The following is a 24,112-nucleotide window of genomic DNA, read 5'->3' on the forward strand; positions in this document are numbered from 1 at the left end:
GGTGACTCCGTGGAGAAATGGTGGTGTCTCTACGGGGAAACGACAGTATCCTTGCGTAGAAACTGTAGTGTCCCGCCTTAGAAACTCTCGTTTCCTACCGTGGAAACCGTAATTTCTAATGCCGGAAACGACAGTTCCCCGCCTGGAAACGGGAAGTTAATATATACAATAAACTTTTGTCCTCCTGGAGAATTGGCTTATGTAAGGTTTATACTGTGTGGCAGATACTTTGATCTGCAACCTATCTGCAACAGTATCTGCAACGCTCCAACTATTTATCAACTAGTGCATTACACGCGTTTGGTTGCAGGTGGCAGATGTTTTCATGTTTTTTCAACTTTATAGTAGTTCCCAAAAGTTTCAAATAAAAACAATTATGACACCCTACCATTTGGTACGATGTCATAATCTTAATAGAACCATGCCAAGAAACCGAAGTCATAATGGCATGATGAAATTACACTAACCTAATTTATTTATTTTTCTTCCAAAGTTTGCTCATATCTTCCAGTGTCTTACCTTTCGTTTCAGGCACCCAACGCCAAACGAAGATGGCAGCAGCCACACAGATTATGCCATATAAACTATATGCAAACATCGGGCTGAAGTCGTACAGTGCCGGGAAAGTAGAAGATACAATGTAATTGAATATCCATTGGAATGCTACGGCGATTGCTACCGCTTTACCACGGATGGTGTTCGGGAATATTTCCGAGATCAACACCCAGCAAATCGGTCCCCAAGACATCATAAAGAATGCTGCATACACAATCACTGAAAGTACCGGGAGAACACCCTTTATTGCCATGCTATCACACATTGCTACCGCAAATGCACCTACAGCCATACCAATAGAACCGATTATCAATAGTGGTTTACGTCCGAAGCGGTCTACAGTGAAGATTGCAACCAATGTAAAGACAATGTTTACAATACCCATAATAACTGTCTGCATCATGCCACCTCCTTCTGCACCTGCATTTTCGAAAATACGAGGAGCATAATAAAGTACCGCATTAATACCGATAGCCTGTTGGAATACAGAAAGCAAAATACCGATTACAATTACTGCCACTCCATAAGTAAAGATTTTCTCTGTCTTTTCATGAGCAGTAGCTTTAATATCATTAAGAATTTCCTGTGCTTTTGTCTTACCATTGATCTTTTCAAGAATCGAATAAGCCTTTTCATCCTGCTGTATCAATACAAGATAACGAGGAGTCTTGGGAACAAAGAACAATAACAGACCGAAGAAAGCGGCAGGGAAAGCTTCCGAACCGAACATGTAACGCCATCCTTCATAAACAGTCCACATATCAGATTCAGCACTAACAGACAGTACACCGGCTGCATCTTTCAAAATAATAGGATTTTGATGGTCGCCCATAATCAGGAAATTCACGAAGTATACTACCAACATACCGAAGATGATAGCAAACTGGTTACACGATACAAGCGTTCCACGAATATTAGAAGGAGCAATTTCAGCAATATACATCGGACAGACTGCAGAAGCCAGTCCAACACCGATACCGCCCAAAACACGATACAAATTAAAAGCAATCAGCAAATCCATGTTCGGCTTTCCATATTCGAAAAACAAGACTTCCGGATAATAGGAACCTAATGCTGAAAGGAAAAAGAGTACGGCAGCAAGCCTTAGAGAATTACGACGTCCCAAACGGGAAGCAAATATACCGGAGATCGCACCACCCAGTACACAGCCAATTAATGCACTGGAAGATGTGATTCCATGCATTACTTTATTGTATTGAAAATCAGAGGCCGAAAGGAAAAAAGCCTCCAAGCCTTTCTCTGCACCGGAAATAACCGCTGTATCGTATCCGAAAAGCAGTCCTCCCAAAATGGCGACAGAGGTTATCGAATATAGGTAGAGTTTACTACCCTCGTTCGTTGTATTAATCATGGTTATAAGTAGATAAAGTAGTGTTGTAGTAGTTGGATTTATATCACCACAGATTTCACAGATTGACACAGATAAAATTCAAAATAAGAGAGAAGAAAATCAATCTGTGACAATCCGTGTAATCTGTGGTGGGGTTAATTAGCAATACATATTCAGAATTGCTTCATAAAGTTCTTGTTTACCACTAGTCTGCTTCGGTTCACCGTTTGCTTTAGCATAAGCAACTACATCTTCCAAAGTCAACTTGCCATCTTCAAACTCCTTACCTTTACCGCCATCAAATGAAGCGTAACGGTCAGCCAACATTTTCTTATAGGGAGATTCGTTCAGCAGAGCAGCTGCGCTTTCCAATGCACGAGCCATAGCGTCCATACCTGCGATGTGAGCGATGAAGATATCTTCCAGGTCAGTAGAGTTACGACGAGTCTTAGCGTCGAAGTTTGTTCCACCGTTACCCAAACCGCCGTTGCGGATAATTTGCATCATAGCTTGTGTCAGTTCGTAGTTGTCAATCGGGAATTGGTCTGTATCCCAACCATTCTGATAATCACCACGGTTAGCATCGATAGAACCCAACATGCCGTTGTCTACTGCTACTGCCAATTCGTGTTCGAAAGTGTGACCAGCCAAAGTTGCGTGGTTTACTTCAATGTTCACTTTGAAATCTTTATCCAAGCCATGAGCTTTCAGGAATCCGATTACTGTTTCTGTATCTACATCATACTGATGTTTTGTCGGTTCCATCGGTTTCGGTTCAATCAGGAAAGTACCTTTGAAACCACGGGCACGAGCATAATCACGAGCGATGGTCAGCATTTTTGCCAAGTGTTCTTTTTCACGTTTCTGATCTGTATTCAGAAGAGACATATAGCCTTCACGGCCACCCCAGAATACATAGTTCTGACCACCCAGTTCGATAGTTGCGTCGATTGCATTCTTGATCTGAACAGCAGCACGAGCTACTACATCAAAATCAGGGTTAGTAGCAGCACCGTTCATATAACGTGCATGGCCAAATACGTTGGCAGTACCCCACAACAGTTTGATGCCTGTTTCAGCTTGTTTCTGTTTTGCGTATGCTACGATTGCTTTCAAGTTAGCTTCGTATTCTTCGATGCTTGCACCTTCAGAAACCAAGTCTACATCGTGGAAACAGTAGTATTCGATACCCATTTTCTGCATGAATTCGAAACCTGCATCCATTTTATCTTTTGCAGCTTGTATAGCGTCAGCATTACTATTCCAAGGGAATTGTTTTGTTCCGCCACCGAATTGGTCGCCACCTTCAGCACACAAAGTATGCCACCATGCCATAGCAAATCTCAACCAATCTTTCATCTTCTTACCGTTGATAACCTTTTCAGCATCGTAGTAACGGAATGCCATCGGATTCTTACTATCTTTACCTTCGAACTTAATCTTTTCAATTCCCGGGAAAAATTCTTTTGTTGCCATAATTCTTTTATTTTTTAAAATGGTTATTATTTAAATTGTTAATTATTTATCTGAAGATAGAACCGGAGCCGGTATGTTACCGGTCATCGACTTTTCAAGACGGTATTTCCATTTTGCATACGCGTCAGCATATTCCTGGCGTTTTGCCACATTAGGCTCAATCACATCCAGTTTGTCAAGCGTAGCAAATGCCTCATTGTTATCCTTGTAGATACCTGCACCGATGCCCGCACCTTTCGCAGCGCCTACGGAACCATCCGTATCGTAAAGCTCGATAGTGGCTCCTGTGACTCCCGCCAAAGTATCGCGGAAGATAGAACTCAAGAACATATTAGCGTGTCCGGCATGGATCATCTTCACAGGAATTCCCATTTGCTCCATGATATCAATGCCATATTTAAAAGAGAATACAATACCTTCTTGAGCGGCACGGATAATGTGGTGTTTGCCATGCGTATTAAAATCCAGTCCACGGATACTGCAACCGATTTCTTTATTGTTCAGCATACGTTCGGCACCGTTACCAAAGGGCAGGATACTGATTCCCGCACTACCGATAGGAGCTTTGGAAGCCAATACATTCATTTCATTATAAGATATTCCTTCGGGAGCAATGTTGCGTTTTACCCATGAATTAAGAATACCCGTTCCGTTGATGCAAAGCAATACTCCCAAACGTGTCTGATCTATGGTATGATTGACATGCGCAAAGGTATTGACGCGTGACTGCGAATCATAGTTCACTTCACCGTTCACGCCATAAACCACTCCCGATGTTCCTGCCGTAGAAGCGATCTCTCCCGGATTAAACACATTCAAAGAAAGGGCATTGTTAGGCTGGTCGCCTGCACGATAAGTAATCGGTGTTCCTTCTTTCAGTCCAAGCTCTTTGGCAGCTATTGCATTTACACGTCCCTGCTCTGCAAAGGTCGGTTTAATATCTGCAATCAAAGAAGAATCAAATCCGTAATAATCCATTAAGAAATCAGCCACCCGGTTGTTCTTGAAATCCCAGAACATACCTTCCGAAAGTCCGGAAACAGTTGTGCAGATTTCTCCACTCAACTTCATGGCAATATAATCGCCCGGCAGCATTATCTTATCAATCTGCTCATAGATGGCAGGTTCGTTTTCTTTAATCCACGCCAACTTGGAAGCGGTAAAATTTCCCGGCGAATTCAACAAATGAGAAAGACATCTCTCCTCCCCGATTGTCTCAAACGCTTTCTGACCGTATGGCACCGCACGAGAGTCACACCAGATGATAGCAGGACGCAATACATGCTGATTCTTATCAACACAAACCAATCCGTGCATCTGATAAGAGATGCCGATGGCTTTAATTTCAGCGGCACTAACTCCGGATTCGGTCATAATAGCCTGCGTGGACAACTTTAAGTTTTCCCACCAACTTTCAGGATCTTGTTCCGCCCATCCGGGATTCACTGCAATAATATTCGCTTCTGTTTTCGGAAAAAATGCCGAGGATACACATTTACCAGTCTCCGCATTTACCAAACTCGCTTTTACAGACGAGCTACCTATGTCATAACCTAATAGAAACATAATTTTATTTACGATTAAACGATTTACTATTTACGATTTACGCTCAATGTCCGACAATTAATGCTTTAACATCCAACGCCTAATACTTAATACTTGATACTTAATACTTGAACAGGGTCTACCTTCTTACCTTATTATATATCTTCTTATCAAATTTATAATAACGGGCAGCACGGTGAGCCACTCCTTGTTGTTTTTCTTCCAAAGGAACTACATATTCCATCATTGCTATTTTTTTATGGAAGTTACGCACGTCCACGGCTTTGTCGTATACTAATTCAAAAAGAGTCCTTAATTGTGCGGCTGTAAATTTACGCGGAAGCAGTTCGAACAACATGGAAGGATTAAATTCTACGAACTGACGAATATAAGTCATTGCCTCCTTTATAATCAGATTATGGTCGAAAGCCAGTGTTTTCACGTCTTTCAAAGCGACCCAGCAAGCCTGGTGATCGTCCAGATTCTTATCCAACGTACGATCTATCTTCACCATCGACAAATATGCAATGGTAACAATACGCTCCACTTTTGACTGCATAGCTCTTTCCAACCAACGTACATCTTTCGGATTACTCGTTCTGTTTTTAGAACCAAATGCTTTAAACTGCATCAGATTCACATTTTTAAGTCCTGTCAGTTCATACAAAACTCGTTGTGCAGCTTCATCCAGGGCTTCATCCATATAGATAAGACTTCCGGGAAGTTTCATATCATGATATACTTCTCCATTATCCTCACCTGCACGTTTTACAAGCAACACTTTCAGTTGTTCTCCGTCAAAACCAATCACTACACAGTCCACTGATATATGATTGTTTGCTAAAGGTGTATTTTTCTGTAAATTTTGCATATCTATTTCTTTAAGACGATGCAAATATAGAGGCTAAAAACCATCAAAACAAAAATAAGAACTATGCTATAAAACATTGTTTTTCATATAAATACATATCATACATTCTACAATATGAATAGTTAGTGTTATCTTACGAATTACAATATGTATTTTAGTATTTCCACGGGTGAGTAATTGTATAAAGTACAAAAACTAGATGGACGCTTTATTATCAGTACTTTTCATATCTTTTCCAACAGATACCCGGAAAGGTACTTATTGTATTTTAAACGATATGTCATTTTGTACCTTATCGTTTTTTATTCTATCTTTGTCGGGTAAATATTAAAAAATCTAAAATGGAACGTCATCCAGTCATTTTATCCATTGCCGGCTCCGATTGTTCGGGAGGCGCAGGTATTCAGGCAGACATAAAAACAATCTCGGCTTTAGGAGGCTATGCAGCATCGGCCATTACTGCTATCACCGTACAAAACACACTGGGGGTACGTGCCGTACAGTCCATTTCTCCGGATATGGTTCGTGGACAAATAGAAGCCGTGATGGACGACCTGCAACCGGTTGCCATCAAAATAGGAATGATAAATGACATTCAGATCGTTCGTGTAATTTCCGACTGTCTACAAAAATATTCACCTGCATACGTCGTTTACGATCCGGTAATGGTGTCTACCAGCGGAAGGAAACTTATGACAGATGAAGCGATAGAAGAAATCAAAAAAGAACTTTTACCGCTTGTCACACTAATCACCCCTAATATTGATGAAGCAAAAGTACTTACAGGTAAAAGTATTCACAACATTCAGGATATGCAGACCGCTGCCAAAATGCTGACGGATGATTATCAGACTAATATCTTACTAAAAGGCGGACATCTGGAAGGAGACAATATGTGCGACCTTTTGCATACGTCCGAATTTATCTACCATATATATGAGGAGAAAAAAATAGAAAGCCATAATCTGCATGGAACGGGATGCACCCTCTCTTCCGCTATTGCCACCTATCTTGCCAAAGGCTACCCCATGCGAGAATCCATCCAGCATGCGAAAACATATATCACTCAAGCCATTATCGCAGGAAAAGAATTGAATATCGGCCATGGTAACGGCCCTTTATGGCATTTTCCGGACACCGTTGCACAAATGTGTACTTTTTGTGCGGTTGTATCATAAAAATACGTAACTTTGCACCCGCAATTAAAAATCAATTAAATAATAAAAATATGAAAGCATTTGTATTTCCCGGTCAAGGCGCTCAATTTGTAGGAATGGGTAAAGACCTGTATGAAAACTCAGCTTTAGCAAAAGAATTGTTTGAAAAAGCAAATGATATCCTCGGATATCGCATTACAGATATCATGTTCGACGGCACAGACGAAGATCTTCGTCAGACAAAGGTTACTCAACCTGCCGTTTTCCTTCACTCTGTTATTTCTGCTCTTTGCATGGGCGACGACTTCAAACCGGAAATGACTGCCGGCCACTCACTCGGTGAGTTCTCTGCATTGGTAGCTGCCGGTGCATTGAGTTTTGAAGATGGATTGAAACTTGTGTATGCACGTGCAATGGCTATGCAGAAAGCTTGCGAAGCTACTCCTTCCACCATGGCTGCTATTATCGCATTGCCGGATGAAAAAGTAGAAGAAATCTGTGCAGCAGTAAATGCAGAAGGTGAAGTTTGCGTACCGGCCAACTACAACTGCCCGGGACAAATCGTTATCTCCGGCTCTGTACCGGGTATCGAAAAGGCGTGCGAACTGATGAAAGCTGCCGGAGCCAAACGTGCTCTTCCGCTGAAAGTGGGTGGTGCTTTCCATTCTCCATTAATGGATCCTGCTAAAATAGAACTGGAAGCTGCTATTAAAGCTACCGAAATACATACTCCTAAATGTCCGGTATATCAGAATGTGGATGCGCTTCCTCACACTGACCCTGCAGAAATCAAAAAGAATCTGGTTGCCCAATTGACTGCTTCCGTACGTTGGACACAATCAGTAAAGAATATGGTTGCTGACGGTGCTACTGATTTTACAGAATGTGGCCCGGGTGCCGTACTTCAAGGATTGATTAAAAAGATTGACGGTACTGTCAATGCTCACGGTATTGCATAAATATCCGTAAGCAGACTTTATCTTTAAGTGATATAGAGCGTGTTGGTAACTATTGCCAACACGCTTTTTTTATATGAAAACCATAGGTGGAATACAAACGAACATGTTGTAAAACACCCTGATACTTTTCTTTTCCGGCAAACTTTCCGAATCTTTCTTTTGTTTTTATTATAGGAATCATTTACTCAAATTTATGAGCCATGAAAATACATGAATATCAAGCGAAAGAGATTTTCTCCAAGTACGGAATACCTGTCGAGAGGCACACTTTATGCCGTACTGCCGCAGGCGTCCTGGCTGCATACCGGAGGATGGGAACAGACAGAGTGGTTATAAAAGCACAAGTATTAACCGGAGGCCGGGGAAAAGCCGGAGGAGTAAAACTGGTAAACAATACGGAAGATGCTTATCAGGAAGCCAAGAACATTCTCGGAATGAGCATTAAAGGTCTTCCAGTCAATCAAGTTCTGGTCAGCGAAGCGGTTGATATTGCTGCAGAATATTACGTCAGTTATACCATCGACCGGAATACACGTTCTGTCGTTCTGATGATGAGTGCATCCGGTGGTATGGATATTGAAGAGGTAGCCCGTCAGACACCGGAGAAAATCATCCGATATTCAATCAATCCATTCATTGGCCTTCCCGACTATCTGGCAAGACGTTTTGCTTTCACTCTCTTCCCCCAAATGGAACAGGCAGGTAAAATGGCTGCCATCCTTCAGGAACTTTATAGAATCTTTGTGGAGAATGACGCGTCGTTAGTGGAAGTAAATCCGCTGGCACTTACAAAGAAAGGTACGTTAATGGCCATTGACGCAAAGATCGTTTTTGATGACAATGCGCTCTATCGGCATCCGGAGATTCATGCTTTGTTTGATCCGACGGAAGAAGAAAAAGTGGAAGCAGATGCCAAAGATAAAGGATTCAGTTATGTTCACATGGACGGCAATATCGGTTGTATGGTAAATGGCGCCGGACTTGCCATGGCTACTATGGACATGATTAAACTTTACGGCGGTCAGCCTGCTAATTTTCTCGACATCGGTGGCAGCTCCAATCCTGTCAAGGTTATTGAAGCTATGAAACTCTTATTGCAGGATGAGAAAGTAAAAGTGGTCCTGATTAATATTTTCGGTGGGATCACTCGTTGCGATGATGTAGCAATGGGACTTCTTCAGGCATTCGAGCAGATAAACAGCAATGTCCCCGTCATCGTCCGGCTTACAGGCACCAATGAACATATCGGACGGGAACTGTTACGGAATTACAGCCGTTTCCAAATAGCCACAACGATGAAAGAGGCTGCTCTTATGGCTCTGAAAGCATAATACGTACCAAATCACTAAAAAATAAAGCAATTATGAGCATACTAATAGATAAATCCACCCGTTTGATTGTGCAAGGAATCACTGGCAGAGACGGGCTTTTCCATGCCAAAAAGATGAAAGAATATGGAACCAAAGTGGTCGGGGGTACTTCTCCGGGCAAAGGAGGAACAGATGTGGACGGAATCCCCGTATTCAACACCATGTATGACGCTGTCGAGCAGACAAAGGCTAATACCTCCATCATTTTCGTTCCGGCACGTTTTGCGGCAGATGCTATCATGGAGGCAGCGGACGCAGGCATCCGTATCATAGTCTGCATTGCAGAAGGAATTCCCACACTGGACGTGATTAAGGCGCATCGGTTTGCCGAACAAAAAGGCGCCATGTTGATCGGGCCTAACTGTCCGGGACTTATCTCTCCGGGAAAAAGCATGGTTGGCATCTTACCAGGACAAGTCTTTTTAGAAGGAAATGTAGGTGTTATCAGCCGTAGCGGAACACTTACTTACGAGATTGTGTATCACTTAACAGCTAATGGAATGGGACAATCCACCGCTATCGGCATAGGAGGCGATCCTGTTGTAGGACTTCACTTCCGCCAACTGCTGGAAATGTTTCAGAATGATCCGGAAACAGAAGCAATCGTCCTGATTGGAGAGATTGGAGGAAATGCGGAAGAACAAGCGGCCGAATATATCCGTAATAATGTAACTAAACCTGTGGTTGCATTTATTGCCGGCCAATCAGCTCCTCCGGGAAAACAAATGGGGCATGCAGGCGCTATTATTTCAGGAAGTTCCGGTTCGGCAAAAGAGAAAATTGAATCTTTGGAAGCAGCTGGTATCCGAGTGGCACAAGAGCCTTCGGATATACCCAAACTATTGAAAAAGTAACCTCCAAAAGAGAAATAAAAAACAGAAGTAGTAATATTACAGATGCAGATTCACTCAAAATAAGTAATTTCATACTTATCATTTTAAGTGAATCTGCATTTATTTTACATACCTTTCTTTATACCTAATTTTATAAGAAGAGCATTCATCGGATAAGCGCAAAAGAAACCGAAAAGCATAGCCAACTGCATCATAAACCAAAATATCCATGTATCTTTGGGCAATGGCTCATTGATGAACAGCACAAAATAAACAATTGCCATCCAACCGTACATTCCTACCTGCCAGGATAAAAGAGAAAAGAAATCTGCTTTGAAAGCGCGAGTTAATGCATTCCCTACGGAGATTTTTTCCATTTCCCGAATCGCATAAAACTGAAAATAAACGCCAATAATCAAAGCCAATACAAAATCAAGTACCCAATTCCCAACAAGTTGACTGCCTGCAACAGTTACAGGAACATAATTCGTAAACCACTCTCCTATGATATCTGCCAATGTGCAGCCTGCGCCACAATGAAGAGCCGACAGAGCTACCGATTGCCAATATGGACGCCTCATCTCTCCCATTGACATATCCATATCTTTCATGTCAGACATGCCCATCCCTTTCATCCCGTCATCCTCCATCTTCATCGGACTGCTCCGCCCGAACTTATTATACGCCCATAAAGCTAAATAACTTCCCCACAATGCAGATAATATCCAAACTGCATTCATTATTTTCATTGATTGCGGACGATGTGTCAGGTCTATGGCAATATGTACTGCTATTCCGATACCTGAACAGACTAAGAATACGGCTATTAAATTGAGCATGATTGTATGTTTTAAAAGATTCAGACTACAAAACATACTTTATTTGCGAATAGTTCAGCCCACTACTTTTTAATTTTGCCTGTCGAACTATTCCACACACGAGTTGTTATCATTTCATAATCAAAACAATAAAAATATGAGCAGACGTAGACAATTAGAGCATGAAGTATCTGTTGCTCAAGAAAGAATAAAGAAAGCTGCAAAAGATACACCGAAGAATATCCTGAAATTATGGGAACAAGAGCTGGTAGACCTGGAATTGGAACTCAATAATATGGTGGATGATGAAGAAGATAATAATGAGGATTAACAGAAGAAGGGCGCGCTAGTTTCCTAGTGCGCCCTTCTCTATTACTGTCTATTTATTCAGTATTAGTTCTTTGGCAATGCTTCTTTCACTACCATTGAACGACCTACATATTCTGCACCGTTCAATTGTTTGATAGCGTTGTTAGCTTCTGTATCATCCGGCATTTCGATAAACGCAAAGCCTTTTGATCTTCTAGTTTCACGATCTGTGATTAACTTTACTGAAGCAACTGTTCCATACTCTTCCATTACATTTCTCAAATCCGATTCCTTAACATTATAGCTAAGATTTCCAATGTACAAATTCATAAAATACAAATATAAAAAATTAATAATTCAATAAGAAAGTTTTAGGAAGATCTTAATTAGAAATGGATATGCTCAAATAAATGAGAAGATTCACGTAAAAAAATCAAATCGTAATAAACCTCTTTATTGTTGTTGGTACAAAGGAAAGCATTATTTGGAGATAATGCACTATATTCCCTCCTTTTTCTTTTCTCAAAACATCTTTTTTATGAAAACAGGCCAATACTTAACGTTTAAACTCTATTATATCAAACTATCTGCCACCAATCATCTGATTAGCCTTCTATAGTTTCTTTGTTATAAGCTCTTTGAAAAACAAATACTTATAGTTAATTCTGCATCAGAAAATAAAAGGCTACCTTCTTTGAAACAGAAGATAGCCTTTTATTTTATATATCAGTTTGCAGATTAGCCACAATGGAAATACTTATGTACGAGATCTAACATCTCCATCGGCTTTCCTTCCAAATCCGCACGCAACGTTTTATCTTCGTAACTGCGAAGTCTGCGGATGATACCATCAATCATTGCCGGACTAAAGACATTATATTGTTCAAATATTGCCCGTTGTTGTTGCAGGCAATCGGCAGAAGCCTCACAGCTATCCGGCAGTTGTGCCAGTGAGTTCAGTTTATCTTCATTCTCTTTCTGATGGATATTCACATTCACATACGTCTTTTGAGCGATATCCAATGCATTTTCAATCTCAAAACCATGACGGCAGGCAACAGCCAAACCGGCCAACAGTTGATACAAATCTGCCGAACCATCCGGAGAACGCATTTCTACAGTCTGCTTCTGGCTGGTGTCAAAATGGCTTTCGGCTTCCAACGGATTAGCTAATGTACACATATCTGTTTTTGCAGCCCATCCCAATGGTACACGTACTAATACGGAACGGTTACGATCTCCCCAGCAAACATTGGTAGGTGCCTCCTGATGAGGAACAAGACGGAAATAAGAAGTAGGATTGGTATTTCCAAAGGCAGTGATTGAAGGAGCAAGCACCATCATTCCGGCAATTGCTTTACGCGCTGTTTCCGACAAAACGCCGTCTTTCAACATTTGGTTCTTGCCGTCTTTCATGATACGCATGTGTACGTGCAAGCCCGACCCTGCCTTACCGGCTGTAATTTTAGGAGCAAAGGTCACATTATATCCATATCTGTATCCCAGATTACGAATCACCCATTTGGCAATCATCAACTGATCTGCCGCCTGCGATACAGGAACCGGCAGGAACTCAATCTCATTCTGTTCATAAATATAGCCATCCAGCGTAAAATTACCCACTTCGGAGTGTCCATACTTTATTTGCCCGCCTGTTTGCGCGATATAAGACATACATTGAGTACGGAACTCATTGAATTTAGCGTATGGACCCGATTCGTGATAACCACGTTGGTCGGTTGCCTGAAACATACCTGTATCCGGGGCTATTACATAATATTCCAATTCGCCCATTGCCTGAAATTCCATTCCGGTAACTTCTGTAAAAGTTTTGCTTGCTTTGTAAAGGGTGTGTTCTGGTGCACTTTCGAGAGGTTCGCCGTCTTTGTTGAAGAAAGAGCAAAGCATAGACAGCGTCGGAATCTCGGCAAACGGGTCAACGAATGCAGTGCAGAAACGGGGAATCACATAAAGGTCACTACTGCCCGCTTCTATGAAAGAAAAAAGACTGGAGCCGTCTACCCGTTCTCCACAAGTAAGAATAGCTTCCAAATAGGCTTGATTGTTGATAACAAAATTCAGGGTTTTCAGACGACCGTCTCCCGCCGGATACATGAAATTGACCATGCGGATATCTTTTTGCTGGATAAATGAGATAATGTCGGCTTTGGTAAACTCTGAAGTTGGCTTTTGAAGGAATGCTACCAACTGGTTAGCATTCATTGACAAATCTTGATTCATAATCGGTTGTTTTTCGTTGTTGTATGATTAAAAACGGTTTGTTAAATGCCAAAGATAACGAAAAGATTCTACTCCTTAAAGCGTTTTAAATCTTTCCGGCTAAAAATCCATTCCGGAGTATATAGTTTCCCCGCATCCGTTTCCGCCAATTCATACCAGGGGGAAAGGCTACGACTGACAGGATTTACAAGAATATGAATCTGTTGTGCAGGCATATAGCTCTGCGCCAACAGGAATACTTTCTTTTTGGTAACCGGATGAACAGCAACATCTACAACAATGACTGCATGTCCGGGTGAGCCTCCTTTAATAAATACATCACCGGGTTGCAAAGAAGTATAAGACACAGCCTGAAGCTCGCGGGATAAAGAAGCCGTTCCGGCATACATAAAGACCATATCGAGATAGTTACGGAAAGTTTTATAGGAATAATCCACTCCTTTGCCCGCAGCATACCATTGCACTTGATTGCCGCTGACTTTTATCCGATTTCCTTCCGCCCATTTCTTATACCCGGCAGGGAAACCATTGGTGAAGTTGAATTTTATTTCTCCATATCGTTTATGTTTCCACAGATATTCCGCCCGCAAACGCATTACCGCATCGGCACACTGTTGCAAATCACGGTTACCTATTTCCATATCGATTACAGCGTAAGCTGCAGACTGATTCGATTTTTCTTTTCCATTATAAAGCATCACTTTACTACCTTTCGGCATCAAAGGCAAATTACGTAAGTAACCTGTAAACGAATGATCGGAACAAGCCTCCCTGACATATCCCGTCGGAGGAGCGATTCTTGTAGCAACCGTTTCTTGTCCCCACAATTGCAGGGATGTACAAAGTAACCCTATATATATTAGTAAATACTTCATAACGCTTCTCTTTATATTCTGTTCCGGACAAATATAAGTAATTATTGTTTAAAAAGAGGATGAATGTCTATTTTTATTTTAACTTTGTACAAAGACCTACATACATAACTAAAATTGAAAAGCTATGGACATCCAAACATTTATTCAGAACTTCAAGGAGGCATTCGGAGAGAATGCCGAATTACCTCTTGTATTTTGGTATTCGGATATACTGGAAGGAACAACAGAGAAAATTAACGGTTGCTTCTTTAAGGGTATGAAGACTGTCAGAGAAGGTGGCACTATCAGCTTGAATGCAGAAAATATCGGTTGCGGTGGCGGCAAATTCTACACAGGTTTTACAGAAATGCCTGAACGCGTACCGACTTTTGTCTCACTAAAAGAACGATATAAACAGACTCCGGAAATGGTCATTGAATTTATCCGGCAACTCGGAGTTCCGAGGACAGAAAAGAAATACCTTCATTTTGCCCGTATAGACAAAGTGGCAAGTCTGGAACAAATGGAAGGCGTCATGTTTATCGCCAATCCTGATATGCTTTCCGGACTGACTACATGGGCTTACTATGATAACAATGCCGAAGATGGTGTCGTTTCCTTATTCGGTTCCGGTTGCAGTTCCATAGTGACACAAGCCACTCTTGAAAACCGCAAAGGAGGCAAGCGGACATTTATTGGTTTCTTCGATCCGTCGGTGCGTCCGTACTTTGAAGCGGATAAGTTGAGTTATACGATACCTATGTCCAGATTCAGAGAAATGTGTGGGACTATGCGCCAAAGTTGCCTGTTTGATACGCATGCATGGGGAAAGATCCGGGAAAGAATGGGCGCCGAATAAGGCAAAAGTACAAACCAAATAGTTTCAAAATATGTTTCAAGCTTTGAAACTGTTTGTTTCTCGGTGTGAAACGAATGGTTTCAAGCGGTGAAACAAACAGTTTCCCGTAGTGAAACAAAGTGTTTCAAATAGGCTTGAAACTTTTCTGTCCCATTTTTAATATCATAAAGTAAATGCTTAAATTAGTTCGTATTATAAGTTGTTATTCAAAACGCAACGAAGTCTCCTTTTTTCTATTAACTAATTTTAGACAGTTACTTTAGCAAATAGTTCTTTGTCCGGATTAAACCTTTTCTGCGGAAAGAAGTCTAATTTTTTATATATTATCGTTCTATTAAACTTTAAAGTTATCAACGAAAATGGAAACATCTGCTAAACTCTATTCACTGAATTACAGCAATGTAAGAACTTACCTCTTTGCCCTGCTATTTGTGACAGGCAACATTGCACTTCCACAAATCTGTCATCTTGTACCATACGGTGGCCCTACTTTATTGCCGATCTATTTTTTCACGTTGATCGCAGCTTATAAATATGGCTTTCGTGTGGGATTACTGACAGCAATTCTTTCTCCTGTCATCAATCACCTGTTATTTGCAATGCCTTCGGGAGCTGCACTCCCCATTATATTGATAAAATCCGCTTTACTTGCCGGTACTTCCGCCTTGGCTGCACGAACACTGAAATCCGTTTCTTTATGGGCTATTCTCGGTGTCGTTCTCTCCTATCAGATTATAGGAACTGCTTTTGAATGGGCATTCATCGGAAATTTCCATGCAGCAGTGCAAGATTTCCGCATTGGTATTCCCGGTATGTTAATTCAATGGTTTGGCGGCTACGCCCTACTGAAAGCGATTGCAAAACTCTAAAGTAAAAACAAAAATGGACAGAAGGGACTTTTTAAAAACAGTAGCCATAACCGGTGCCGCATTGAGTATTCAGCATTCGGAGGCAATGGAAATATTAACCCAGACTATTAATAATACGAACGGAGGCAATCCGGACTTGGTAGCCGTTATGGGTGGAGAACCGGAAGCTATGTTCCGCCGTGCTATCAGCGAACTGGGCGGTATGAAACAATTCGTAAAACCGGGACAGAAGGTGGTCGTAAAACCTAATATCGGTTGGGATAAAGTGCCGGAACTGGCAGGAAACACCAACCCGCAACTGATTGCTGAAATCGTGAAACAATGCTTTGCTGCCGGAGCTAAAGAAGTGACCGTATTCGATCATACTTGTGACGATTGGCAGAAGTGTTACAAAAACAGCGGCATCGAAGCGGCGGCAAAAGCTGCCGGAGCAAAAGTAATGCCTGCTCATTTGGAGTCTTATTACAAGCCGGTAAACCTACCCAACGGTCAGAAGATGAAGAAAGCAAAGATACATGAAGCCATCCTGAATTGCGATGTATGGATCAATGTTCCCATCCTGAAAAACCACGGGGGCGCCAATCTGACTATCTCAATGAAAAATCACATGGGAATTGTCTGGGATCGTGGATTTTTCCACCAGAATGACTTGCAACAATGTATTGCCGATATCTGTACACTGGAAAAGAAAGCTGTGTTAAACGTAGTGGACGCTTATCGTATCATGAAAACCAATGGTCCGCGAGGACGTTCTGCCTCGGATGTCGTATTAGCGAAAGGACTGTTCATTTCACCGGATATTGTAGCAGTGGACACGGCTGCCGCCAAATTCTTCAATCAAGTACGTGAGATGCCACTAGATACTGTGGGACACCTCGCTAAAGGAGAAGCACTGAAAATAGGAACCATGAACATTGACAAGCTGAATGTCAAGCGAATTAAGATGTAAAATAACAATGTTAAGAAGGCTACGTATTGGAATATCAGCACTTTTATTTGTGCTGATTTCTTTCTTTTTTCTCGATTTTGCAGAAATATTACCGAACAGTTTTCATCGGCTGGCACATTTGCAGTTTGTTCCAGCTGTCCTTTCACTAAGTATAGGTATCTTATTATTTCTCACCGTGTTAACGCTCTTGTTTGGACGCGTTTATTGTTCTACAATTTGCCCTATGGGTATTTTGCAGGATGTCATTGCACGCATTTCAAAATCAATAGGGAAAAAGAAAAAAAGATATAGTTACAGTCCCGCAAAAAATAAATCGCGTTGGGGCATACTCGGGCTGACAGTAATCGGGTTTCTATGCGGATTTACATTTATTGTAGGCCTGCTCGATCCATACAGTGCGTATGGACGTGTAGTAGTGCATATATTCAAACCTATCTACATGTTGGGGAATAATCTGTTGGAATCTGTCTTTTCCAAATTCGACAATTATACATTTTATCAGGTAGATACCTCTGTTTTAAGCATTTCTTCTCTTCTCATTGCTGTTATCACTCTTGCAGTTATTTTTGTAATGGCATGGAAACACGGGCGGACATGGTGCAATACGGTTTGTCCCGTAGGAACAATATTGGGATTATTGAGCCGCTTTTCATTATTTAAGGTCCGTATCGATACTGCGAAATGTAATGGATGCGGGCTTTGTGCTACTAAATGCAAAGCCTCCTGCATCAATAGTAAGGAACATGCCATTGATTATAGCCGCTGCGTAGATTGTTTCGACTGCCTGGGAGCATGCAAGCAAAAGGCATTGGTCTACAACCCTTCTTTAAAGAAACAACAAGCAAACGTAGAAGCCCCTGTACCATCATCACCGGACACGGATTCATCCAAACGCCGCTTTTTGGTTGCCGGTCTTGTTACTGCCGGAGCTGCTCCCAAACTCCTGTCCCAAGCCAAAGAATCTGTTGCTAGACTGGAAGGCAAAAAGGCATACAAAAAGGAGAATCCAATCACTCCTCCGGGCTCTATCAGTCGGGAACACTTTCAACAGCAATGTACATCCTGTCATCTTTGTGTCAGCAAATGCCCCTCTCATGTTCTGCAACCTGCTTTTATGGAGTATGGTTTGGCAGGTATAATGCAGCCGACCGTTAGTTTTGAGAAAGGATTTTGTAATTTTGACTGTACTGTTTGCGGAGACGTTTGTCCCAATGGAGCAATTCTTCCCATAAGTGTAGAGCAAAAACATCTTACACAAATGGGATATGTTGTTTTTATCGAGGAAAATTGCATCGTTTATACTGATGGAACCAGTTGCGGAGCGTGCTCCGAGCACTGTCCTACACAGGCTGTGGCAATGGTACCATATAAAGACGGATTAACGATCCCTCATGTAAACAAAGAAATATGCGTAGGTTGTGGAGGATGCGAATATGTTTGCCCTGCCCGTCCATTCCGCGCTATCTATATCGAAGGAAATCCAGTACAAAAAGAAGCAAAACCTTTTAAAGAAAACGAAGAACATAAAGTGGAGATAGACGATTTCGGATTCTAATCAGCACACAGTGCCGGTGTAAAAGATTCCATCCGTATATTTGTGCTCTATTGTGATATATTTTAATGCGGATAACAAAACTTTATACTTACGCAATTAAAGTTCCATGTTATCCGCATTTATTGTGTTCTATGGATAACAAAAAACTACTTATAACGTTCTCTTAAAAAAACTATTCATTATATTCCTCCTACTTTCAATAAATTCACTAAATTCGTGGCGAACTAAAGAAAGCAACTCATGGAGGTATTCACAAATAACAGGAATAGCCGGAAATATCAGATTGGCTATGCACTAAGCGGAGGATTTATTAAAGGATTTGCCCATTTGGGAGTTATGCAAGCTCTTTTAGAGCATGATATTAAACCGGAAATCATCTCCGGAGTAAGCGCAGGAGCACTTGCCGGTGTCTTTTATGCTGATGGCAACGAACCCCACAAAGTTCTTGATTATTTCTCCGGACATAAATTCCAGGATTTAACCAAACTGGTAATTCCTAAAAAAGGATTATTTGACCTTTGTGAATTTATAGACTTTCTCCGAACCAACGTTAAAGCAAAAAACTTGGAAGATTTACAACTTCCTCTGATTATCACAGCAACCGACCTCGATCATGGACGCATGGTTCATTTTCACCGCGGCAGTATTGCTGAACGGGTTGCTGCTTCTTGTTGTATGCCTGTTATGTTCGCACCAGTCAATATAGATGGCACTAACTATGTAGACGGAGGATTGATGATGAATCTTCCTGTCTCTACCCTGCGTAGAGTGTGCGACAAGGTGGTGGCTGTCAACGTAAGCCCCATCATGGCACAGGACTACAAAATGAATATTGTAAGCATTGCTATGCGTTCATTCCATTTTATGTTCCGCGCCAATACTTTTCCAGAAAGGGAAAAGTGTGATTTATTAATCGAACCATACAATTTATACGGATATAGCAATACCGAACTGGAGAAAGCAGAAGAAATCTTCGGACAGGGATATAATACAGCCAATGAAGTACTTAATCAACTGTTGGAAGAAAAAGGGAAAATATGGAAGTAACCTCCTATCCATCGGAAAAAAGAATGAATACGAATATTAATAATCTACTCTATATGAATGACGAAAATAAAATAATTATCTATCAAGTGTTCACCCGTCTGTTTGGAAATAACAACAACCACTGTGTCTACAATGGCGACATTGCCACCAACGGTTGTGGAAAAATGGCTGATTTCACGCTCAAGGCACTTGGTGAAATCAAAAAATTAGGTACTACACATATATGGTATACAGGCATCATCGAACATGCCACTCAAACGGATTATCGCCGTTATAACATCAGTCCGGATCATCCTGCCATTGTGAAAGGAAAAGCTGGCTCTCCCTATGCCATCAAGGATTATTATGATGTAGATCCTGACCTGGCCAACGATGTACAGGGACGTATGAAAGAATTTGAGAACCTGGTACACCGTACACATCGCACAGGTTTGAAAGTGATTATAGATTTTGTACCTAATCACGTAGCACGCCAGTACCATTCGGACGCACAGCCCGACGGTACGACGGAATTAGGGGCTAACGATGACCCCAATCAATCTTTCAGTCCATACAATAATTTCTATTATATTCCGCAAGCGGAACTTCGTGCCCAGTTCGATATGAAAGACGGTGCAGCAGAGCCTTACCGGGAATTTCCGGCTAAAGCTACCGGTAACAATCGTTTTGATGCTACGCCTAATATCACCGACTGGTATGAAACGGTGAAATTAAACTATGGAGTGGATTATCAGAATGGCGGTACCTGCCACTTCTCCCCGACTCCGGACACTTGGATAAAGATGCTGGACATTCTTCTTTTCTGGGCGTCAAAGAACATTGACGGTTTCCGTTGTGACATGGTAGAAATGGTTCCCGTTGAATTTTGGGAATGGGCTATTCCTCAAGTAAAAGAGGTTTATCCTGAAATACTTTTTATCGCAGAAGTCTATAATCCCAGTGAATATCGTAACTATCTGTTCCGTGGCAAGTTTGATTATCTATATGATAAGGTAGGATTGTACGATACATTACGGAACGTAGCCTGCGGATATGAATCTGCCACTGCAATCACTCATTGCTGGCAAAGTCTGAATGGAATCGAGAAAAAAATGCTCAACTTCCTGGAGAACCACGATGAGCAACGTATCGCATCTGATTTCTTTGCCGGTAATCCGCGTAAAGGGATTCCCGCACTAATTGTTTCTGCTTGTATGAACACCAATCCTATGATGATCTATTTCGGTCAGGAGTTCGGAGAGCTGGGCATGGATAGCGAAGGATTCAGCGGAAGAGACGGACGGACTACCATATTTGATTATTGGAGCGTAGATACTATACGTCGTTGGCGTAACGGAGGAAAGTTTGACGGAAAAATGCTTACTGAAGAACATAAGCACCTCTACTCTATCTATCAAAAAGTACTGACGCTTTGCAACGAAGAGCAGGCAATCAAAAAGGGGGTATTCTTTGACTTGATGTATGCCAATATAAACGGATGGCGTTTCAATGAGCATAAACAATATACTTTTATGCGGAAATACAAAAACGAGATTCTGTTTTTCGTTATTAATTTCGACAGTCAACTGGTAGATGTTGCCATCAACGTACCTTCACATGCCTTCGATTTTTTGCAGATTCCTCAAATGGAGTCTTATCAGGCTATCGATTTGATGACCGGTGCTAAAGAAGAAATCTGCTTATTACCTTATAAACCGACAGATGTTTCGGTCGGAGGTTATAACGGAAAAATTTTAAAGATTACTTTTTAAGTAAAAAGAGTAAGATAAGAACCGCATACTCCTTATCCTCCGGGCATTTCACTTATATAATGCCCGGAGGATTATTTTATGTACATCGCTCAAACAAATATTCTCAAAGGCTGTTTAGTTATAACTAATTCTCTAAACTCAAAGCTTATGAAGAAATTTATGATTTGTGCGATCACACTGTTTTTGCTATTATCTACATCTGTCTTTGGAGATACCCCTCCCGGCAATGTACAGGCAACTTTCAAGAAAATGTATCCCAAAGCAAACGGCATTGCCTGGTCACAAGATGACGGATATTATTGCGCCAATTTTGTAATGAACGGATTTACTAAAAATGTGTGGTTTAACGTCCGGGGGCAATGGGTGATGACACAGACTGACCTTGTTAGCCTTGATCGTCTGTCACCGGCAGTCTATAATGCTTTTGTATCCGGGCCATACGCAAGTTGGGTGGTAGATAATGTGACGATGGTAGAGTTTCCTAAATGGCAAGCTATTATTGTAATTAAAGTAGGCCAAGATAACGTTGACATCAAATATCAGTTATTCTATACTCCACAAGGAATATTACTGAAAACACGCAACGTGAGTGATATGTATGATATTCTCGGACCAAGTACCTTTTTGGTAAACTAGAACTAAATCATTCAATAGCGCAATATACGAAAAAGCCCCTGCAGATATACAATGATAGTTGCAGGGGCTTCTTATTTAAAGATAAAATTATTTCTTCTTTCTAAGCACTACGGCGGTACGGGCAGGAATGTAGAGTTTCAACCACTCTTTCTTTTCCTTACTGTACAGCGGATCGGCAATAGTAAAGTGCACTACAGAATCATCTGCCAAACCGTTTCCTCCAAATGCAACGTCGTCCGTATTCAATATTACTTCATAAGCTCCCGGAGTTACCAGGAATCCATAGTCGGTAAATGACTGTTTCGGATTAAAGTTAAAGACAAATATAAGGTCTTTACGTCCGTATGCCAATACCTGATCGCCATCATTATGCCATATTTCCTGAACAGGTGTTGCCTGGAAGTCTTTCACGCTCTTCAGAACTTTCAGCATATCCTTATCAAAATCACCCATATAATGATAGGTCAGATTCTTGTTGTCTACCAAATCCCATTGGCGACGGGCATATTTACATGACCATCCGTTACCTTCACGCGGGAAGTCAATCCATTCGGGATGCCCGAATTCATTTCCCATGAAGTTCAGATAACCTCCGTTGATGGTTGAAGAGGTCAATAAACGAATCATCTTGTGCAAAGCGATACCTCGGTTGACAACATAATTTTCATCTCCCTTTTGCATATGCCAGTACATATCGGCATCAATCAGACGGAAGATAATTGTCTTGTCTCCCACTAATGCCTGGTCGTGGCTTTCTGCATACGAAATGGTCTTTTCATCCTGACGACGGTTGGTTACTTCCCAGAACATGCTGGAAGGTTTCCAGTCTTCATCAATCTTTTCTTTGATTGTCTTGATCCAGTAATCCGGAATGTTCATGGCCATACGATAATCGAAGCCGTAACCGCCATCTTCTACTTTTGCAGCCAGCCCCGGCATACCGGAAACTTCTTCCGCAATGGTTATCGCTTTCGGATTTACCTGATGAATCACTTCATTAGCTAATGTCAGGTAACAAATCGCATTATCATCCTGATGACCGTTGAAATAATCTCCATAGTTACAGAAGGCTTCACCCAAACCATGACTATAATATAGCATAGAAGTGACTCCGTCAAAACGGAAGCCGTCAAATTTATATTCTTCCAGCCAATACTTGCAGTTAGACAATAAGAAGTGAATCACTTCGTTCTTGCCATAATCGAAGCATAGAGAATCCCAAGCCGGATGTTCACGACGAACGCCCGGATAGAAATACTGATTCGGATCACCGGCAAAGTTTCCTAATCCTTCTACTTCATTCTTCACTGCATGTGAATGAACAATGTCCATAATCACAGCAATTCCCATCTCATGAGCGGCATCGATCAATGCTTTCAATTCGTCGGGAGTACCAAAACGGGAAGAGGCAGCAAAAAAGCTGGATACATGATAACCGAAACTTCCATAATAAGGATGTTCCTGAATGGCCATAATCTGGATACAGTTATACCCTTCTTCAGCGATACGGGGAAGTATTTTCTCGCGGAATTCGTTATAAGTGCCCACTTTTTCCTCCCGTTGTGCCATTCCGATATGACATTCATAAATCAACAGTGGATTCGTGTCGGGCTTGAATGTTTTCTTTTTGAATTTATAGGGTTTCTCCGGAGCCCAGACTTGCGCACTGAATATCTTGGTCTGTTCATCCTGTACCACACGAGTAGCCCATGCAGGAATACGCTCGCCTTGTCCGCCTTCCCAGTATACATTCAACTTGTAGAGATCGCCATGATGAATGGCATCCGCCGGCAGGTTAATTTCCCAATTGCCATTCTTTAGTTTTTTCAGCTTATAGGCTGCTTTTTCCTCCCAATTATTAAATGTACCCACCATATAAATATGAGTAGCATTGGGCGCCCATTCACGGAAAGTCCATCCCTTATCGGTGCGATGCAATCCAAAATAAAGATACCCCGATGCAAAATCTGAAAGGGTTTGTTTGCCTTTATTCGTCAATTCAGCTTCCTTGTCTAATACATGCTGATGACGCCCGGTGATAGCACCGGCAAAAGGTTCCAGCCAGGGATCATTTTTTATGAGATTAAGTGTCTTTTCCATATCAGAA

At 41.5% G+C, this 24,112-nt stretch carries 21 protein-coding genes; 12 read left to right on the forward strand and 9 right to left on the reverse strand.

Annotated elements, in window-relative coordinates; translation table 11 throughout:
* Positions 1 to 472: 472 nt before the first annotated feature.
* The 4 genes from xylE to DW862_RS19200 all read right to left on the reverse strand — a co-directional run bounded on the left by xylE (position 473) and on the right by DW862_RS19200 (position 5,798).
* Positions 473 to 1,927 carry a D-xylose transporter XylE gene (gene xylE, locus DW862_RS19185; protein WP_004316410.1) on the reverse strand — a complete coding sequence of 485 codons (1,455 nt, stop codon included), beginning with the start codon at positions 1,925 to 1,927 and terminating at the stop codon, positions 473 to 475.
* A 138-nt stretch (positions 1,928 to 2,065) separates the two neighbouring features.
* Entirely contained in the window at positions 2,066 to 3,382 is a 1,317-nt protein-coding gene (gene xylA / locus DW862_RS19190) for a xylose isomerase (RefSeq protein WP_004295876.1), read from the reverse strand.
* 42 nt (positions 3,383 to 3,424) lie between these two features.
* Complete coding sequence (locus tag DW862_RS19195; protein WP_120069990.1) at positions 3,425 to 4,948, reverse strand: xylulokinase; 1,524 nt, start codon at positions 4,946 to 4,948, stop codon at positions 3,425 to 3,427.
* A gap of 118 nt (positions 4,949 to 5,066) precedes the next feature.
* On the reverse strand, positions 5,067 to 5,798 hold the full coding sequence (locus DW862_RS19200) for an NUDIX domain-containing protein (protein ID WP_004295874.1): 732 nt from the start codon (positions 5,796 to 5,798) through the stop codon (positions 5,067 to 5,069).
* A 341-nt stretch (positions 5,799 to 6,139) separates the two neighbouring features.
* Here DW862_RS19200 and thiD point away from each other — a divergent pair, with 341 nt between their 5' ends.
* From thiD to sucD, 4 genes are all read left to right on the forward strand, one after another.
* Positions 6,140 to 6,976, forward strand: a complete 837-nt coding sequence (gene thiD / locus DW862_RS19205; protein WP_008640142.1) for a bifunctional hydroxymethylpyrimidine kinase/phosphomethylpyrimidine kinase — start codon at positions 6,140 to 6,142, stop codon at positions 6,974 to 6,976.
* A 50-nt stretch (positions 6,977 to 7,026) separates the two neighbouring features.
* On the forward strand, positions 7,027 to 7,914 hold the full coding sequence (fabD, locus tag DW862_RS19210) for an ACP S-malonyltransferase (protein ID WP_004316407.1): 888 nt from the start codon (positions 7,027 to 7,029) through the stop codon (positions 7,912 to 7,914).
* Positions 7,915 to 8,114: 200 nt separating this feature from the next.
* The gene (gene sucC, locus DW862_RS19220) at positions 8,115 to 9,245 is read left to right on the forward strand and encodes an ADP-forming succinate--CoA ligase subunit beta (protein ID WP_120069993.1); all 1,131 of its coding nucleotides are present in this window, start codon (positions 8,115 to 8,117) and stop codon (positions 9,243 to 9,245) included.
* A gap of 32 nt (positions 9,246 to 9,277) precedes the next feature.
* The gene (gene sucD / locus DW862_RS19225) at positions 9,278 to 10,138 is read left to right on the forward strand and encodes a succinate--CoA ligase subunit alpha (RefSeq protein ID WP_009041291.1); all 861 of its coding nucleotides are present in this window, start codon (positions 9,278 to 9,280) and stop codon (positions 10,136 to 10,138) included.
* Positions 10,139 to 10,242: 104 nt separating this feature from the next.
* Here the strand turns inward: sucD and DW862_RS19230 are convergent, their stop codons facing one another.
* A complete protein-coding gene (locus tag DW862_RS19230) occupies positions 10,243 to 10,956 on the reverse strand; it encodes a DUF4396 domain-containing protein (protein WP_009041290.1) in 714 nt (237 codons plus the stop codon).
* Positions 10,957 to 11,092: 136 nt separating this feature from the next.
* Here DW862_RS19230 and DW862_RS26025 point away from each other — a divergent pair, with 136 nt between their 5' ends.
* Entirely contained in the window at positions 11,093 to 11,266 is a 174-nt protein-coding gene (locus tag DW862_RS26025; RefSeq protein ID WP_004316403.1) for a hypothetical protein, read from the forward strand.
* Positions 11,267 to 11,328: 62 nt separating this feature from the next.
* Here DW862_RS26025 and DW862_RS19235 read toward each other — a convergent pair whose 3' ends face one another.
* From DW862_RS19235 to DW862_RS19245, 3 genes are all read right to left on the reverse strand, one after another.
* Positions 11,329 to 11,574: an RNA-binding protein gene (locus tag DW862_RS19235; protein WP_008640136.1), complete on the reverse strand. Its 246-nt coding sequence runs from the start codon at positions 11,572 to 11,574 to the stop codon at positions 11,329 to 11,331.
* A 408-nt stretch (positions 11,575 to 11,982) separates the two neighbouring features.
* The gene (locus tag DW862_RS19240; protein WP_008022468.1) at positions 11,983 to 13,485 is read right to left on the reverse strand and encodes a glutamine synthetase family protein; all 1,503 of its coding nucleotides are present in this window, start codon (positions 13,483 to 13,485) and stop codon (positions 11,983 to 11,985) included.
* Positions 13,486 to 13,553: 68 nt separating this feature from the next.
* Positions 13,554 to 14,360 carry a DUF4846 domain-containing protein gene (locus DW862_RS19245; RefSeq protein ID WP_117683884.1) on the reverse strand — a complete coding sequence of 269 codons (807 nt, stop codon included), beginning with the start codon at positions 14,358 to 14,360 and terminating at the stop codon, positions 13,554 to 13,556.
* Between the two features lie 124 nt (positions 14,361 to 14,484).
* Here DW862_RS19245 and DW862_RS19250 point away from each other — a divergent pair, with 124 nt between their 5' ends.
* The 7 genes from DW862_RS19250 (at position 14,485) to DW862_RS19280 (ending at position 22,005) form a co-directional block, all read left to right on the forward strand.
* Positions 14,485 to 15,198, forward strand: coding sequence for a DUF169 domain-containing protein (locus tag DW862_RS19250; RefSeq protein WP_120069996.1), 714 nt, complete (start codon positions 14,485 to 14,487; stop codon positions 15,196 to 15,198).
* 359 nt (positions 15,199 to 15,557) lie between these two features.
* On the forward strand, positions 15,558 to 16,067 hold the full coding sequence (locus DW862_RS19255; RefSeq protein WP_004316873.1) for a hypothetical protein: 510 nt from the start codon (positions 15,558 to 15,560) through the stop codon (positions 16,065 to 16,067).
* A 13-nt stretch (positions 16,068 to 16,080) separates the two neighbouring features.
* Positions 16,081 to 17,016 carry a DUF362 domain-containing protein gene (locus tag DW862_RS19260; protein ID WP_008022476.1) on the forward strand — a complete coding sequence of 312 codons (936 nt, stop codon included), beginning with the start codon at positions 16,081 to 16,083 and terminating at the stop codon, positions 17,014 to 17,016.
* Positions 17,017 to 17,023: 7 nt separating this feature from the next.
* Complete coding sequence (locus DW862_RS19265) at positions 17,024 to 18,571, forward strand: 4Fe-4S binding protein (RefSeq protein ID WP_087318095.1); 1,548 nt, start codon at positions 17,024 to 17,026, stop codon at positions 18,569 to 18,571.
* Positions 18,572 to 18,811: 240 nt separating this feature from the next.
* Complete coding sequence (locus tag DW862_RS19270) at positions 18,812 to 19,618, forward strand: patatin-like phospholipase family protein (protein ID WP_004316876.1); 807 nt, start codon at positions 18,812 to 18,814, stop codon at positions 19,616 to 19,618.
* Positions 19,619 to 19,671: 53 nt separating this feature from the next.
* Positions 19,672 to 21,369, forward strand: coding sequence for an alpha-amylase family protein (locus DW862_RS19275; RefSeq protein WP_120070050.1), 1,698 nt, complete (start codon positions 19,672 to 19,674; stop codon positions 21,367 to 21,369).
* A gap of 147 nt (positions 21,370 to 21,516) precedes the next feature.
* The gene (locus DW862_RS19280) at positions 21,517 to 22,005 is read left to right on the forward strand and encodes a PepSY-like domain-containing protein (RefSeq protein ID WP_120069999.1); all 489 of its coding nucleotides are present in this window, start codon (positions 21,517 to 21,519) and stop codon (positions 22,003 to 22,005) included.
* 87 nt (positions 22,006 to 22,092) lie between these two features.
* Here the strand turns inward: DW862_RS19280 and DW862_RS19285 are convergent, their stop codons facing one another.
* A complete protein-coding gene (locus DW862_RS19285; RefSeq protein WP_118195205.1) occupies positions 22,093 to 24,105 on the reverse strand; it encodes an alpha amylase C-terminal domain-containing protein in 2,013 nt (670 codons plus the stop codon).
* Positions 24,106 to 24,112 lie beyond the last annotated feature (7 nt).

Source organism: Bacteroides sp. AM37-9, assembly GCF_003603455.1.
Lineage (GTDB): Bacteria > Bacteroidota > Bacteroidia > Bacteroidales > Bacteroidaceae > Bacteroides > Bacteroides xylanisolvens.